This window comes from Clostridium aminobutyricum, from assembly GCF_017255415.1.
Classification (GTDB): domain Bacteria; phylum Bacillota; class Clostridia; order Peptostreptococcales; family Anaerovoracaceae; genus Aminipila; species Aminipila aminobutyrica.
Genome location: NZ_JAFJZZ010000002.1, coordinates 206,810 through 221,874, shown reverse-complemented (window position 1 = coordinate 221,874; position 15,065 = coordinate 206,810). Strand labels below are relative to the sequence as shown.

Sequence of the window (15,065 nt, the reverse complement as noted above, 5' to 3'; positions counted from 1 at the left end):
AAGGTAGGGACAAGGGGGATAAGCTTATATGTAGACAATTAAATACAAGAGAGGTGATTTAATGGCAACAAATACAACAAATTATAATCTAGTAAAGCCAACGGACGATGAATTCGCAGAGATAAGCGTCATTAATGCAAACATGGATATTATTGATACAAGTCTAACGGCTTTAGAAGAGGAAAAAGAAGCTATCTTAAAAAGTGCAACAGAGAAGCTAACTTTAGTAGATGCGGATGCGCTGCCAATGATCGATAGTGTTGATAGTGGTAGAACTAAGAAGCTTTCGTTTTCAAATCTAAAGGCTTTGCTCAAAACGATCTTTGCTACAACAGAAGATGTCTCTGAACTCAATATTTTCTTAAGTAAATCAATAAATCAAAAAGATTCAGATTCTACAACACTAATGTTTAATTGTACTTTTGAGCAAAGTACATCAAAATGGAAGGCGGTTGATAATACTAAGCCAGTGCTATTGCTAATGCTTTTGTCAACTGGCTCATTTAGTATTTATAAGTCAACTGCAATTGATGCTGAAGGTTATGTAACTGCATGGGATAGTGGGCAGATACCCAAAAAAGCAGATGTATTACCTTTAATTGGTGGAACGTTGAGTGGGAATATAATTATATCACGAGATTCGCCCGCTATTTCTTTCAAAAATGGTGATAATACTAAAATGTTTGCTAGGATCGCTAAAGACGCAACTAGTGACTTTTCCAATGATTATGGAACAAGTTTACGTGACTATGATATAGACGGAAAACAATGCCAGCTTGTGGTCAGGTCGAATCTAGATATTACGAATCAATTAATCTTTAATACTGATAAACCAACGTATCGATCGTATAAGGTATTTGGTGAACACAACATCACGGTATCAACCTCGACCCCATCTTCTGCCCTTGCCGAAGGTGCACAGCATCAAGTATATGCATAGTGAGGTGATTGGCTATGACAATATATAGAGGTGTTGGAGGTGTAAATCGAACAGTAAAGCAACAATTTAGAGGTGTGAGCGGTGTTAATCGAGAGATTAAAGAGCAGCATAGGGGAGTTGATGGTATTAATCGGAATGTGTTTAGCAGTAATGTTGATTTAATACAAATCCCATATCCAAGTGATTTACTATTTTATTTACCGATGAATGATGATTCGGTAATACCTAAAGAAAGAATCAATAATGAGGCTATCACAATGGTTGGTACGGCAAATATAGAAAGTGGGATAAATGGAACTCAATCAAAATCTAGATATTTACCAAAAGATACATATTTCTCATATGCAAAACCATACATTCCAACAACAGGAGCATTTTCTGTGAGAGCATTTGTTAGGTTTTCTACTTCTAGTTCTGGTACAGGTGGAAGAATTATATATAGTACTAGGTATGACGACAATCTTAGATACGGTTTCATATTGAGTGTTACCAAGAATAACGAAATCTTTTTTGCACTTGATTATGCTTATAATTCGCAGATTTTTCCTGAAACCACTGTCGCAAAAAACATAGTTGATAATGCTTGGCATGAAATCATATTTTCATGGGATGGAACTTTAAACTCGGGTGGAGTAAAGTTATGGGTTGATGGTAGCCTTATTAGTTCTCCAAAAGCAACATCAATGTATTCTGTGCAACATCACAATAATGGTTGTACTGGTAATAAGATGTTAAATGGGGCAAGTGTTTATAGTACATTCAATGGCTATATAGCAGAACTTGCAATATTTAACACAGTTAAAATCCCAAGTAGTTTTTAGAATAAAAAGTGAGGTATTAAAATTATGAAAATAAAATTAAACGACAACACAGAATTAAACGTAATCCAAGTGAATGGAAGCTCAAGATACTTCCAAGGTTCAAATCGGGACAGTCTTGAATTTGTATTTGCAAAAGATGCCTATACTTTTACAGAGTTAGAGGCATTATTTGCGGAGAGAACAAAGACAGCAAAGGTGACCACTCTTGATGATACGGATACAGAAAATCCAGTAGAATTAGGTGCATTTGATGACTATACCTTAAGAGCATCAATGGAACTTAAGCCGGTCATAGTAACTCCTGCAACGACAGAAATCCCGGAAGTAACCGAAGAAAGAATTTTTGTAGTAATGGCACAGCTTACATATATAGAAAAGCAATTGAACAAGTTAGGAGTTCTATAACTGACTATACCATTAATTAAGTAGACAAGAGAGGTAATTCTATGTCAACAAGAACAACAAATTATAAATTAGTGAAACCGGCAGAAAATGAATTTGCAGACATCGATGTTATAAATAGCAATATGGATATCATCGATTCAAGCTTAAAGGGACTAGAGAAGGAGCTGTCTGATAATATTGATACTATAAATAAAAAACTTATTGCAGATGCTGTTGTACCATCTATTAGCTTAGGGATGAACTCTGTTATCCGTAAAACAGATAACCAAACATCAATACCGAAATTCACCATACAAGGAAAGAGCTATGTAAACTTACTTGGTAAGGATGGGAATTGTGAGGATGTTAGTAAGTTTGGTGTGTCTGCAACTACTATAGAATTAGACTCTACAAACAAAGTGTTCGGTACTAATTCTATTAAAATAACAACTAATACAGCCAACTCAGCACACGATTTCAGATATACTGGGCGTGGTTCGGTATACATACCTATAGCAGATATTGGACTTTCTATAGGAGAGTGCTTTACTGCTAGTGGTTATACAATGCCTAATGTGGGAGGCGCGTTGTTAAGAGTCAGTTATTACGACACAACTCAAACATTTATCTCAACAGTAGACTCTGGTATAAATCTCAATACATCTGGATTCACTAGATTATTGTGCAAAGGGACAATACCTGCGAATACCGTATATATTGCTTTATATGTTAGGCTTACTAATGCAAGTGGTAATGTTACGTTCACAGGCACTACGGAAAATACAAACGTCGATGGAATCATGCTACAAAAAATCACCTCCGACGAGTACACCAACCTAACCGTTGATCAACTCCTAGAGAAGTATCCATATATTGATTCGTACGTATGCTTACAGAACCCATATATCGAAGTAAGACATGATAATCTTGTAAGGAATGGCAATTGCGAAGAAGGTGTTGGCTGGTGGCAAGTTCCCGGTAATACAGGGTTTACAATAGTTAATGGAAAGCTTAGAGTGACCGCAAACGCTGTCGGGAATTATATTGCTCAAGCAATTTCAGTTAAGCCAAATACCGACTACTATATTAATTACAATGCAACAGATGGAACAGCGACTGGCACTACTTACATATCTAACCCTACAGATTTAGCTACTATTAAAACAGGTGCTGGTACGTTCAATAGTGGTAACAACACTTTATTATTATTAAGGCTTAGACCTTCTGCCGTAGGGTATTGCGATTACGACCATATTCATTTAATCGAAGGAACAACCCCACCAACGGCATATAAACCATGCGGAATAGAACGCTGTGTGATTGAAGGCAAATTTACATCTGATGATACATTAACTTACGAGAATGGAGAGGTAAGTGGACTCCTGAATTGGAAACATAGAACGCTGTATGGTAAGGATTACGATTGGGTGTATAGTACTGACTACGTTGGATATAAACAAATAACGTTACTTAACATTCTATTACCAAATATTAAAACCGATTTTACTAATATTTGTATAAAATACGATGGAAAGTCACTTCCGTATGCTGATACCGCTGGTGGAGCAGACAGGCACAATTGCGCTAGTAACGGCACCACTTATTTATCTATACTTGACACAGATACAGGTTGGGCAGAAACCATTGCTCCAAATGCTGACGAAGTTAAGGCGTTCATGAATGGTTGGAAAGCTGTTAGTAATAATGGGACTAGATACAGGTTGTGGTCAGATATTAATAATTTTAGTAGTGGAACAGACATAAAATCTTACCCAAGTGAAACTGCAACCACATTAACAGTAGCTACAAGCGGTACAATAAGTGTCACTGTGGCAAATTCTAGTATGTTTTCTGTTGGAGATTCAATTTGTGTCATGGGAAATCCTGTTGCTACCATATCGGCTATAAGTGGTAATGTATTAACATTATCGGCAACACAAGCAGTACAACCTATAGGAAGAGTAGTTGTAAGAGCAGACACGCCGACTACAGACACCAGAATATTAACCTACTGTAAAAACAACATAGCACCAAACTACGAAGGTTATCAACTACACTATAAATTAGCGAATCCAGAACCGATCACAGATGTAAACACTCATATTCATGGAGATACCCCGAAGTTTGATAATGGTGATGATTACTTGTATTTAGATTATGGTATGGTGCTTGGAGAAGTTGCGAGTCCTCAATTAGATCCGAATACCCGATATTATATTAATACTACAAATGGAAATTTGTACCCTAGTATTTTGCAAAACAAAGCGGAAATTATTTCTGCTGTATATAGAAATGGTATACATGATACAAATTGGGAACTGCGCACTAATAGTCTTTATGCATACGGGATTGCAAATGCAAGTAGCTACATGCCCGTTATTTACGACACTAACGCAACCTATACAGTAGACTATCAAATTCTAAAAACAACACAGACTACCCCAACAAGCATTACAGCATCATATCAGCAGGACATATTAAATGCTATATCTGACTTGGCAGAGATTGTAAATAATAAACAGAAACATGATAGTGCGTTGGATAATTTGGTAGATTTGAGTGTTTATGAGAGAATAAATCGGATAAGTAGTGGTCAGGCTGTTAGTTGGTATCATATGTATAATGCAATGTATATAGAGTATTTAATTCCTATTAGATATAAAAAGTGCATCCCTATTATGACGTTAACAGATTATAAAATTCAAGTTGGAACAGGGAGTTCTGCGGAAGTAGTAACTAGCAAATTTAACTTAAATTATGTCGGATTTTATGAAACAGCAATGTTATTTCAGTTTAGGACAACTGATACCGCTACCATTACAAACGTTAAAACTTATGGAGCATATGTTGCACTAAATGCTATAGTAGACTGTCGAGGGAGGGTATAGACTATGATAAACTATAAAAACCATGAAATAGACATATCAACTACAAATTACTCTGATGGAGTGGCTATCATACCATTACCAACAGGTGAAATCGTTTGTATTCCTGAAGAAGATGCAACCGCAGAAGAGATGGGAATAATTGAACAGATAAAAGCGGACGCATCTGCTAGGACAATTGAAGCGCCGATAGAGAGTGAAAGTAGTGGACAGGCAACAGAGTCATCTAAGAAAAAGACCCTCAACTTGTGGAAGTCTTTTACTACTAAATAATTTAGGTTGAGCGACGAAGTTAATGCTGATGTCAATCAGCACTTATAATTACCTCAACCAAAATAATTCATATAACCCTTTGGACAATTCATATCTGAGAGTTTAACTTCTTGGTGAGAATATAGTACAAGATTGACACAACTTCAAAGCACTTAAGAAAGAGTCTAAAAAGGTAATGAAAGGGGTGAAGCAGAACATGATAAATAGCCTAAAACAGGCGATTACAGACAAGCTGACAGAAATTTATCCAGCTCATACGGTTTATGACGAAGAAATACCGGAGACTATTGAAGGTCCGGTATTTTTAATTGCTCTTACGAAGCAGGACTATAAAAAACGAATGAACAATAAGTATAAGAGCATCATATCGTTTGACATCGCATATTACAGCGATAAACCGACTACCGACGTAAAGGTTGATTTCTTAAACGCGCAGCGTGAATTATTCAGAGCATTTGACTTAATAAGCACCTTCCGAGTGCTTAATAAACAAGCAAACATAAAAGAGAACATATTGCATTTCACGTTTGATATCAGCTACTGCGAAATGACAGCTGAAACAGAACCAGTAATGCAGTCTCAAACAACAACTACAAATTTATAGAAAGAAGGTTGAAAAAAATGGCAGGAACATGGACAAGTCAAAATAAAATATTACCCGGTGCTTATGTTAATTTTCTTACAAATACGGCACTATCGATTACCCCAGGCGAAAGAGGAATGGTGGTATTATTGCAGGAAATGAGTGCAGGAAACGCAGGAGATCTGTATGGGATCACAGTGGCAGATGCAAGTGAGTATCCTGATGGCACCACAGATGCAGATAAACTACTTGTAAATGAGGCGCTAAAAGGAGCACAGAAAGTAATCATCTACAATTTAGGAACTTCCCACACATCAGAGGTACTAACTACCGCTTTAGCTATTTTAAAAACAATAAAATTTAACACGCTTTGTTATCCTTATGATGCAGCTACATATAGTGAAAATCAAGTTACTATTGCGACATGGATTAAAAATATGCGTACGGATGAAGGCATCAAAGCGCAAGCAGTGCTGGCGAATTATGAAGCAGACAACGAAGCCATTATTAATGTAACCCAGGGAATTAAATTGTCAAATGGCATCACGCTTACAGCGGCACAGGTGACCGCTTGGGTAGCAGGGGTTACGTCCGGAGCCAATATCAATAAATCCAATACAGGGCAAAGTTATGCCGATGCTATTGATGTAGTCCCTAGGATGACGAAAAGTGAAATGGAAGCAGCTGTTACAGCGGGAGAATTTATTTTCAAGGTGGATTCAGCGCAAAACGTCACCGCAGTCTATGATATCAATTCACTGACGACTTATACAATGGATAAGAGCAAATTATTTAGAAAAAATAGAGTGATCCGAACAATTGACGGAATCAATAACGATATCGTGGAAATCTTCGAAAGCAACTATCTTGGTAAGACCAATAATAATACCGATGGCAGAGCGTTACTACGAGCAACGTTGATTTCATATTTCAATGAACTTCAAGCAATGGCTGCCATTCAGAGTTTTACTGCCGATGATGTGACGATATCCGCCGGAACTGACTCTGATGCGGTGGTCATTGATTGCTACATTCAGCCAGCTGATAGCGTTGAAAAGATTTACATCACCGTAAACTTATCATAAGAAAGGGGTTATAGAATATGACGAATACTTATACAAAATTAGCAGATACCATTTCATCACATGAAGGTAAAGGATATATCACCATCGATGGGGCAAACAGAGAATTGTTCGAATTATCAAAGCTCACTGCACAGATTGATTTAACAGTCACAGCTAAACGAATGCTAGGCAATAGAATGACCCAGCATAAAGTAACAGGCGCTGAGGGCACAGGCAGCATGACGCTGTATTTCGCCAATAGCCAGATTTTCCGGCAGGCGTTAACCTATTTGAAGGATGGCACCTACACAGGAATCACCCTTCAAGTGTATAACGAAGATGCTCAGTCCACGGTCGGACGGCAAGAAGTTGTAATGGGAAATGTTATCCTAGCGACTATTCCGGTTGCGTCACTCGACGATGGCTCAGATGATCCGATCACTTTTGATACGGACTTTACGTTTGATACAATCGAAGCCTTGACAACTTTTGATTTGCCGGAGAACTATAGATAATGTATAGGGGAGCGATAAGCTCCCTTTTTTAATAAGAAAAGAGGTACGAGATGAGCTCATTAAACGCATTTTTAAATCCGATACAGGCAGAAAATAGGGAAGTTGTTATTTCAAATCGTTTTCAAGAAGATGGAAAACCTGTTCCGTTTGTAATTAAACCAATTACGCAGGAAGAAAACAAAGCACTCATTAAGAAGTTTACCAAAAAGGATAAAAAGGGCAATGAAACCTTTGATAAGACAGAATATGTCTCCGCTCTAACATCCAGTGCGGTAGTATCCCCCGATTTAACCAATGCAGAGCTTCAAAAAGCATACGGTGTATTAGGGGAGTCCTCCTTACTTCAAAAAATGCTTTACGTTGGAGAGTACGCTACATTAGCTCAGGAAGTACAGGCGTTAAGCGGGTTGGATAAAGACATTAACGAGGATATTGAAGAAATAAAAAACGAGTAGAGCAAGGTGATCCTGAATTTTGCTTGGCTCACTTTGCTTTACAAAAACTTCATATATTGCCTTCGGTTTTGGCCGCAATGGATGAAAGAGAAAAAGCCTTTGTATATGGAAGTATTCAATTGAGAATTGAAGAGGAAAAAAAGAGCGCGTCAAAGCTTCAATCTCCGAATAAAAGAATAAAGAGAGGGGGGAGATGATAATGGGTACAACAATAGACGCAATGCTTAAATTGTATGATTATGGAAAAAGTAATAAAGAGAATATAAAAAAAGGGATGGAATTAACGAGTATCTACGATAACATGCAAGCGAGAATAGAACGTATAAACGATGGCTTGCAGACACAAGCTGATCTGCAAAGCAAAGTCTATGCTGCGGCGAACAGGTCAAGAGAGTCGTATTGGGATATGGCAGATACGGTTATAAAATTAGGATCCCTAGTAGGAGATGCGTTTGAATCCAATGATGAAAGTATAAAATTTGCCGAATTAGCACAGAAATCCTTTAAAGCAGGCGGAGCAAACCCAGAAGAACGAGCTGCGGGAATGGACATACTTACACAGACAATGGCAACGGGGACGCTCCAAGGAGATGATTTTATCTCAATCATGGATAATGCGCCTATGCTTGAACAAGCTCTTGCCGATGCCACAGGAAAATCAATAATTGAATTGAGGAAAATCGGTGTGGAAGGGGGCGTTGCTGCCGACTTGATTAAAGTTGCTTTCTTTGCGGCTTCTAATGAAATAGACGAAAAGTTTTCTTTGATGCCGATGACCTTTGCCGATGCGTGGACCAGAATAAAAAATGCTGGTATTCAAGCTTTTGGTGGTCTGATGGAAAGTATTATTAATATTCAAGATCGTATACTAAATACAACAGGTGTTGAGATTATAATAAATGCATTAATTATGGGGATGTTTCTGCTGGGCGGGGTACTTCAATGGGTTGCAAATCTGATAATCCAATCATGGGAATATCTCTCGCCGATTTTGGAAACTATTGGGGGCGTTTTACTGGTTAATATTATTACAGGACTAGGGGTTATGGCTGTTGCTCTTTGGGGTGTCGCATCTGCTGCTATTTCTGCGGGTTTAGCAATGGCAGCGCAATGGGTAGTGGCAAATTGGCATATCATTTTGGTTATCTCTGCTATTGTAATGGTTATTCATATTTTTAGTGCTTTGGGTATATCGGTACAAGATGTATTTAGTTTTATTGGGGGAATTATAGGTATCTTTGTAGCTCATTTTTATAATAGCTTTATTTATATTTGGAATGTAGTGGCTGCTTTTGTTAATTTTTTTGGAAATGTCTTTAATAGTCCTCTGGCATCTGTTCAAGCGCTATTTTTAGATTTAGCCATTAATGTGTTAGGCTATATTGGCAAAATGGCGAAAGGTATTGAGGACGTTATTAATAATATCCCGGGAATAGAAATTGATATAACAAGTGGGATTAGTGACCTTAAGAGTAAATTAGAAAAAGCCTCTGCAACTATAAAAAGTGAAGGAGAACTGGTTGAGTTTGTTCAGCAAAAAGGATTGATGGACTATTCAAAAGGCGCTGAAATAGGCAGCAACCTAGGGGGTAAGGGTTATGACGCTACAATTGGAAAACTTAGCGATATGGCAAACGGCTTGGGAATTAAACTACCCGGCGGTACAGACGGTATTCCTAACTTCGACGATCTTGGCACCTCAAGCAATCCTTTAACCGTGCAAGGGACAGGAAGCAACGGAAGCATTGGAGTGAATATGGAAGAGGAAGATTTGCAGTATTTAAAGGACATGGCAGAACGGGATTATATCAATAAATTCAGTTCCAAAACCCTTGCACCAAATATTCAGGTTAGCTTTGGCGATGTTCACCAAACTGCTGATATTGACATGGTGGCAAGTAGAATGCAGAAAATATTGCAGGAGCAAATAGCGACTACAGCGGAGGGGGTTTATTAATAATGAGCAATTATGCGATCTATTTTGATTACGATAACGAAACCTATCGACTTCCCGTGAACCCTGAACAAATCCAAGTAAAGAGCTCCATGGCCACAGAAAAGTATGAAGTCCTTAAGCTGGGACAAATTGTTATGCCGACGCGCATGGAGTTAAAAGAATACTCTTTTGAATGTGAACTTCCGCATAAAAAGCAGCATTACGTTGAAACATCGGGTGGCTTCAAGGGTGCAGACTATTATCTAAACATTTTTGAGTTATGGAGAGAAAAACTGATTCCGGTACGGTTTATAGCCAGTAACGGGATTGGTGATGACATTAACACGTTAGTTCTTATTGATGACCTCTCCATAACAGAAAAAGCAGGGGAAGAAGGAGACAAATATGTGTCTTTTAAGCTAATTGAGTATAGAGAATATGCCAAAATGCCTGCAACAGTAAATCTTACAGATACCACTGCCCAGATAGTCCAAACCCCAAATGTGGAGGCCGTAAGCCCGAAAAATATGGGAACGTATACCGTAGTTTCCGGCGATTCGCTTTGGAAAATAGCAAAAACATATTACGGCAATGGTGCCAAGTATACGAAAATTTATAATGCCAACAAAGATAAAATTAAGAACCCCTCTTTAATTTATCCGGGTCAAGTATTGACCATACCAAGTTAGGGGTGATGCAATGGAATTTACAGTGCAAGTGGATTCAACCTTGTATGATATAAGCGAACTAGTAACGAAAGTCTCCTATACCGATAAGCTGAATGACGGTTGCAGCAAATTAGAATTCTCGTACATCAATGATAATTTGGTGATTACCAACGGCAGTACAGTACGGTTTAAATACAACGATTCAGAGATTTTTAACGGGCATGTGTTTAAAGTCAGCAGAGACGATAAAAAAGAAATTTCGGTAACGGCGTACGATCAGCTTCGGTATTGCAAAGCGAAAGACGTCATTGTTGTGGATGGTGACACGACGACAACCTTAGTAAAAAGAATGTGTCATTATTTTAATCTCCGAACAGGAACGCTTACGGATACCGGATATGTCTTAGACACAAATGTACATGATGATAAGACGTGGCTTGATATGATTTACGCGGCTATCAGCGACACCTTACTCAATAAAGGGTCAAAGTACGCTCTGCGGGACGAATTCGGGGCTATAACACTTCGAAATTTAGAAGATTTGCGACTAAATCTGATTCTGGGGGATGAAAGCCTTTGCTATGGGTACGACTATGAAAAATCAATTGACGATGAGTTTTATAACCAAATTAAAATCTATTTAAAAGGCGAAACATCGCGTGATAGTCAATTTGTAAGTGCAAAGGATGAAACCTCTATTGAAAAGTATGGCATGCTGCAATATTTTGAAGCATCAGATGAGAATAGTAATGCTTCAAAAGCCAAGAAGAAAGCGGATATATTGCTCAAACTTTATAATAGAGAAGTGGAGACTTTAAGTCTTGAATGTTTAGGCGACACAAGAATCCGAGCAGGGACAAGTTTCTATGCTTACATTTCAGACATTGGCCTAAACAAGAGTCTCTTTGTAAAACAAGTCACTCATAAATTTTTGCCGAATCACACGATGAGTTTGGAGGTATCCATTTGATAAACGAAATTAAAACGATAGTCCAAAATTATATAAACAATGAAAAACTTTGTAAGCTAACAGTTGGGACTGTCACCAGTACAGGGATTAAGGTAAGCGATAAACTCACTATTCCGAATGTGCTGATTAAAGGAAATTTAAAAGATTGTGTTTCCGCAGGTGACAGGGTGAGATTGATTCGAAACCACGGCGGCCAGGAATTTTACATTGTTGAGATTATTGGATTTACTCCGGTCACAAAAAACAGAACCGTTTCCATAGAACCGATTATGATTTCGAATGGGATGACATTGTCTAGTATAACGATAAAGGATGTGATTTCATGATACCAAAAAGCGCAATTCGTGCAGACTTAGAGATTTCAGAGACCGCAGAAAAAAGCAATACATATAAACTATCCGATGAGAAGATACAAGGCTTTGTCGATGAATTGGAAGCATTGCAACAAGCTATATACAAGGTACTCCATACGGAAAAGTATGAATACCCGATATATAGCTTTTCTTATGGAATAGAACTTGACAATCTGATAGGCAAAGAGCTGGGGTATGTAAAAATTGAACTCAAGAGAAGAATACAAGAGTGTTTGCTGTTGGACAGCAGAATAGAACGTGTCGATAATTTTGAATTTACAAGGACCGGCGACGAGATACGTTGTACGTTTGATGTAGTCAGCATTTACGGGAAAATGACAATAACAAAGGAGGTGAAAGCCTAGTGTTTGAAACGATGACTTATGAAAAAATATTGGCGGACATGATGTCTCGAGTGACATCTGACGTCGACAAAAGAGAAGGTTCCGTGATCTACGATGCGCTTGCTCCTTGCGCCTATCATCTGGCACAAACCTACTACAATCTGAACAATTTTCTTGATTTAGTATTGGGCGACACTGCTGTTGGTGAATACTTAGACAGAGTTGTATCCGATTATGGGATCACACGTAAAAAAGCAACGAGAGCAGTTCGGCAGATTGAAACCACGGCTGCGGTCAGCATCGGAACGAGATGGGGGATCAGTGATACAACGTATGAAATTACAGCATTACTTTCACCAAAAGTGTATAGTGCTACTTGCGATCAATTCGGTGAAATAGGAAACAGGTACTCGGGCCTTCTTGAAAATATTGATAATGTAGGCGGCGTTACTGCTACATTAACCGGCATCATGGCCTCAGGAACTGATGAAGAATCCGATGAGAATTTGCGCGCAAGATTCTATACACAAGTACAGGCGCCTTCCACTTCCGGCAATGCGAATAATTATAAGGAGTGGGCTTTAGAAGTGTCCGGTGTGGGGAATGTAAAAGTCTTTCCTTTATGGAATGGCGCAGGAACCGTTAAAGTATTAGTAGTCGATAGTGATATGGGGATTGATGAAACTTTGCCAGTAGTAGTATATGAGTATATTGAAAAGGTTCGGCCGATAGGAGCCATAGTAACCATTGAAAGCCCCACCAGCCAAACGATAGACATGACGGCAGAAGTAATGCTGGATGGCATCCGATTACTTGAAGATATCCAAACAGCTTTTACCACATTGCTGACAACATATCTGAAAGAATCTGTCTTTGAAATATACAATTTAAGTTATGCCCAAATCGGCAGCTTACTTCTCTCAGTGGAGGGAGTAAAAGACTATAGTAACTTGCTGGTAAATGGCGGAACAGCCAATATAACATTAACCGATGAGCAAATACCAGTTACCGGAACAGTAACGCTGACGGAGGGAGTAGTATGAGCATTGATTTGATGAATGTATTACCTTCTGTTTACGAAGAGAATATAACGATGAATGAGCTTCAGGGAATCCTCAGTACAGATATAAATAGCTTGGCAAGTAGCTTTAATCAAACAATTAATGAATGTTTTGTCAATACTGCTTCGAGCCTTTTAAGCCGCTATGAGAAGATATATGGATTAAAGGTGGATGTGTCAAAAAATGAAGCATTCAGACGGGAGCGTATAAGGGCAAAAACGATTGGAATAGGTACGGTGACAAAGCAGATGATCATGGATACGGCGGCATCCTATTCTAATGGCGAAGTGGAAGTTATCGAAGACCCAGTGAATTCCAACTTTACGATTAAGTTCGTGGGGACACGAGGCATCCCTGCCAACATGACCGATCTTACACTCACCATTGAAGAGGTCAAGCCTGCCCACTTAGCCTTCAATTTTGAATATGTTTACAACACGAACAGAGTTTTGAGTGCTTATACTCACTCAAGACTCTCTGCTTATACCCATGAACAATTGAGAAATGAGGTGATCAGTTAATGTCTACAACGACAACCAATTACGGTTTAACGAAATCAACAGCTGAAGAATACTACAACGTAGAAATCCCAAATGCCAATATGGATGTTATTGATGCGCAAATGAAAGCTAATGCGGATAAAATATCAGCAAATGTAAGCGATATAACTACACTTAATACTTCCTTAAGTGAGAAAGAAAATTTAATCAAGAATGCATCTGTGAAAACAACCTTAGTTGATGCTGACACAATTCCTCTTTCAGATTCAGCAGCTTCATCTAGTACAAAAAAGATAACGTTTGCAAATTTAAAAACTTTACTAGCTAGTTTATTTCTTCCGCTAACTGGTGGAACACTGACAGGTGACATTATCTTGTCGGGATCTGGGCAAAGAATATTTGCATCAACTAGAAGTGACCAGACTACACGAGCTAATTTTTATTGTTCTGGTGTAGGGACTGCAGCTATGCAAACCTTTGGGGATTCTTCTAACTGGTGCGCTTTTTACGTTGCTCCACCATCTAGTAGTAGCGCAAATGAGGCTTTAACGCTAACTCGGGTGATAGCTGGTGCAACTACATATACAACCATCTATCATACTGGAAATACAACCGTCTCAACCACTGCCCCATCGTCTGCCCTTGCTGAAGGTGCACAACACCAAGTATATGCATAGTGAGGTGATTGACTATGACAATATATAGAGCCTTAGGCGGTGTAAATCGCACCGTGAAGCAACAATATAGGGGTGTAGGCGGTGTTAATAGAGAAGTTAAAGAACAGTATAGGGGGGTAGGTGGTGTAAATCGAAAAGTATTTAGTGCAGACACCTTTCTGTACAATCAAGGAGATAGTCAAACCGCATTAACTGGTGGATGGGAAAAAGAATACTATAGGACAAATAGTGGTGCAGGCACGTTAAGTTTAGATGCGTCATACATGACGGTGGTTTGTAATGCAATATCCAGTAATGGGCAGATAGTAGTTATAGGCACTTTAAATAAAATAGATGTAACTCGATATAGGAGTATGGCCGTAACATTCGATGTTGTAACACAGTCCGGTGGTGTAGGTACCGACTACTTTTTTGCGATAGTAAACAGTAAGTTAACGGCGGGAACTACAATACCGATAGCTACGCCTGTAGCATCCGGTGTGCTTCCGACTAACACAGTTACTAGGACTGACGCGGAAATTGCTGTAGATATTTCAAGCATATCCGGATCTTACTATGTGGTACTTGAGTCATATTCCTCAACCTCTGCACAATCCACTATCCGTATAAAGTCAATTAAACTAAACATATAGGAGG

General features: G+C 38.6%; 18 protein-coding genes. All 18 read left to right on the top strand.

The genetic code is table 11. From position 1 onward, the window contains the following. The first annotated feature begins 61 nt into the window (after positions 1-61). The 18 genes from JYB65_RS07265 (at position 62) to JYB65_RS07180 (ending at position 15,061) form a co-directional block, all read left to right on the top strand. Entirely contained in the window at positions 62-940 is an 879-nt protein-coding gene (locus JYB65_RS07265) for a hypothetical protein (protein WP_206581989.1), read from the top strand. A gap of 14 nt (positions 941-954) precedes the next feature. After that, positions 955-1,761, top strand: a complete 807-nt coding sequence (locus tag JYB65_RS07260; protein ID WP_206581988.1) for a LamG-like jellyroll fold domain-containing protein — start codon at positions 955-957, stop codon at positions 1,759-1,761. A gap of 24 nt (positions 1,762-1,785) precedes the next feature. Continuing rightward, positions 1,786-2,166 carry a hypothetical protein gene (locus JYB65_RS07255; RefSeq protein ID WP_206581987.1) on the top strand — a complete coding sequence of 127 codons (381 nt, stop codon included), beginning with the start codon at positions 1,786-1,788 and terminating at the stop codon, positions 2,164-2,166. Positions 2,167-2,207: 41 nt separating this feature from the next. Next, a complete protein-coding gene (locus tag JYB65_RS07250; protein ID WP_206581986.1) occupies positions 2,208-5,033 on the top strand; it encodes a hypothetical protein in 2,826 nt (941 codons plus the stop codon). 3 nt (positions 5,034-5,036) lie between these two features. Beyond that, positions 5,037-5,303, top strand: coding sequence for a hypothetical protein (locus JYB65_RS07245; RefSeq protein ID WP_206581985.1), 267 nt, complete (start codon positions 5,037-5,039; stop codon positions 5,301-5,303). A 196-nt stretch (positions 5,304-5,499) separates the two neighbouring features. After that, positions 5,500-5,907: a phage tail terminator family protein gene (locus JYB65_RS07240; protein WP_206581984.1), complete on the top strand. Its 408-nt coding sequence runs from the start codon at positions 5,500-5,502 to the stop codon at positions 5,905-5,907. Between the two features lie 17 nt (positions 5,908-5,924). Beyond that, complete coding sequence (locus JYB65_RS07235; protein WP_206581983.1) at positions 5,925-6,971, top strand: phage tail sheath C-terminal domain-containing protein; 1,047 nt, start codon at positions 5,925-5,927, stop codon at positions 6,969-6,971. A 17-nt stretch (positions 6,972-6,988) separates the two neighbouring features. Beyond that, positions 6,989-7,465: a phage tail tube protein gene (locus JYB65_RS07230; RefSeq protein ID WP_206581982.1), complete on the top strand. Its 477-nt coding sequence runs from the start codon at positions 6,989-6,991 to the stop codon at positions 7,463-7,465. 50 nt (positions 7,466-7,515) lie between these two features. Next, positions 7,516-7,920, top strand: coding sequence for a phage tail assembly chaperone (locus JYB65_RS07225; protein WP_206581981.1), 405 nt, complete (start codon positions 7,516-7,518; stop codon positions 7,918-7,920). Between the two features lie 199 nt (positions 7,921-8,119). Continuing rightward, entirely contained in the window at positions 8,120-9,877 is a 1,758-nt protein-coding gene (locus JYB65_RS07220) for a tape measure protein (RefSeq protein ID WP_206581980.1), read from the top strand. A 2-nt stretch (positions 9,878-9,879) separates the two neighbouring features. Continuing rightward, positions 9,880-10,545 (top strand): LysM peptidoglycan-binding domain-containing protein, encoded by a 666-nt coding sequence (locus JYB65_RS07215; protein WP_206581979.1) that lies wholly within the window; start codon positions 9,880-9,882, stop codon positions 10,543-10,545. Positions 10,546-10,555: 10 nt separating this feature from the next. Beyond that, positions 10,556-11,494: an XkdQ/YqbQ family protein gene (locus tag JYB65_RS07210; protein WP_206581978.1), complete on the top strand. Its 939-nt coding sequence runs from the start codon at positions 10,556-10,558 to the stop codon at positions 11,492-11,494. Then, positions 11,491-11,820: a DNA helicase gene (locus JYB65_RS07205; RefSeq protein WP_245156619.1), complete on the top strand. Its 330-nt coding sequence runs from the start codon at positions 11,491-11,493 to the stop codon at positions 11,818-11,820. The genes JYB65_RS07210 and JYB65_RS07205 overlap by 4 nt, the downstream gene beginning before the upstream one ends. Further along, entirely contained in the window at positions 11,817-12,212 is a 396-nt protein-coding gene (locus tag JYB65_RS07200; RefSeq protein WP_206581977.1) for a DUF2634 domain-containing protein, read from the top strand. Before JYB65_RS07205 ends, JYB65_RS07200 begins: the two co-directional genes overlap by 4 nt. Next, the gene (locus JYB65_RS07195) at positions 12,212-13,234 is read left to right on the top strand and encodes a baseplate J/gp47 family protein (protein WP_342366637.1); all 1,023 of its coding nucleotides are present in this window, start codon (positions 12,212-12,214) and stop codon (positions 13,232-13,234) included. Before JYB65_RS07200 ends, JYB65_RS07195 begins: the two co-directional genes overlap by 1 nt. Next, a complete protein-coding gene (locus JYB65_RS07190) occupies positions 13,231-13,773 on the top strand; it encodes a putative phage tail protein (RefSeq protein WP_209010501.1) in 543 nt (180 codons plus the stop codon). Before JYB65_RS07195 ends, JYB65_RS07190 begins: the two co-directional genes overlap by 4 nt. Beyond that, a complete protein-coding gene (locus tag JYB65_RS07185) occupies positions 13,773-14,429 on the top strand; it encodes a hypothetical protein (protein ID WP_206581976.1) in 657 nt (218 codons plus the stop codon). The genes JYB65_RS07190 and JYB65_RS07185 overlap by 1 nt, the downstream gene beginning before the upstream one ends. 14 nt (positions 14,430-14,443) lie before the next feature. Beyond that, positions 14,444-15,061 carry a hypothetical protein gene (locus JYB65_RS07180; protein WP_206581975.1) on the top strand — a complete coding sequence of 206 codons (618 nt, stop codon included), beginning with the start codon at positions 14,444-14,446 and terminating at the stop codon, positions 15,059-15,061. The last annotated feature ends 4 nt before the right edge of the window (positions 15,062-15,065 follow it).

Coding starts and splice junctions, on each gene's coding strand:
- JYB65_RS07265 (WP_206581989.1), top strand. CDS start 62: ATGGCAACAAATACAACAAATTATAATCTAGTAAAGCCAACGGACGAT.
- JYB65_RS07260 (WP_206581988.1), top strand. CDS start 955: ATGACAATATATAGAGGTGTTGGAGGTGTAAATCGAACAGTAAAGCAA.
- JYB65_RS07255 (WP_206581987.1), top strand. CDS start 1,786: ATGAAAATAAAATTAAACGACAACACAGAATTAAACGTAATCCAAGTG.
- JYB65_RS07250 (WP_206581986.1), top strand. CDS start 2,208: ATGTCAACAAGAACAACAAATTATAAATTAGTGAAACCGGCAGAAAAT.
- JYB65_RS07245 (WP_206581985.1), top strand. CDS start 5,037: ATGATAAACTATAAAAACCATGAAATAGACATATCAACTACAAATTAC.
- JYB65_RS07240 (WP_206581984.1), top strand. CDS start 5,500: ATGATAAATAGCCTAAAACAGGCGATTACAGACAAGCTGACAGAAATT.
- JYB65_RS07235 (WP_206581983.1), top strand. CDS start 5,925: ATGGCAGGAACATGGACAAGTCAAAATAAAATATTACCCGGTGCTTAT.
- JYB65_RS07230 (WP_206581982.1), top strand. CDS start 6,989: ATGACGAATACTTATACAAAATTAGCAGATACCATTTCATCACATGAA.
- JYB65_RS07225 (WP_206581981.1), top strand. CDS start 7,516: ATGAGCTCATTAAACGCATTTTTAAATCCGATACAGGCAGAAAATAGG.
- JYB65_RS07220 (WP_206581980.1), top strand. CDS start 8,120: ATGGGTACAACAATAGACGCAATGCTTAAATTGTATGATTATGGAAAA.
- JYB65_RS07215 (WP_206581979.1), top strand. CDS start 9,880: ATGAGCAATTATGCGATCTATTTTGATTACGATAACGAAACCTATCGA.
- JYB65_RS07210 (WP_206581978.1), top strand. CDS start 10,556: ATGGAATTTACAGTGCAAGTGGATTCAACCTTGTATGATATAAGCGAA.
- JYB65_RS07200 (WP_206581977.1), top strand. CDS start 11,817: ATGATACCAAAAAGCGCAATTCGTGCAGACTTAGAGATTTCAGAGACC.
- JYB65_RS07190 (WP_209010501.1), top strand. CDS start 13,231: ATGAGCATTGATTTGATGAATGTATTACCTTCTGTTTACGAAGAGAAT.
- JYB65_RS07185 (WP_206581976.1), top strand. CDS start 13,773: ATGTCTACAACGACAACCAATTACGGTTTAACGAAATCAACAGCTGAA.
- JYB65_RS07180 (WP_206581975.1), top strand. CDS start 14,444: ATGACAATATATAGAGCCTTAGGCGGTGTAAATCGCACCGTGAAGCAA.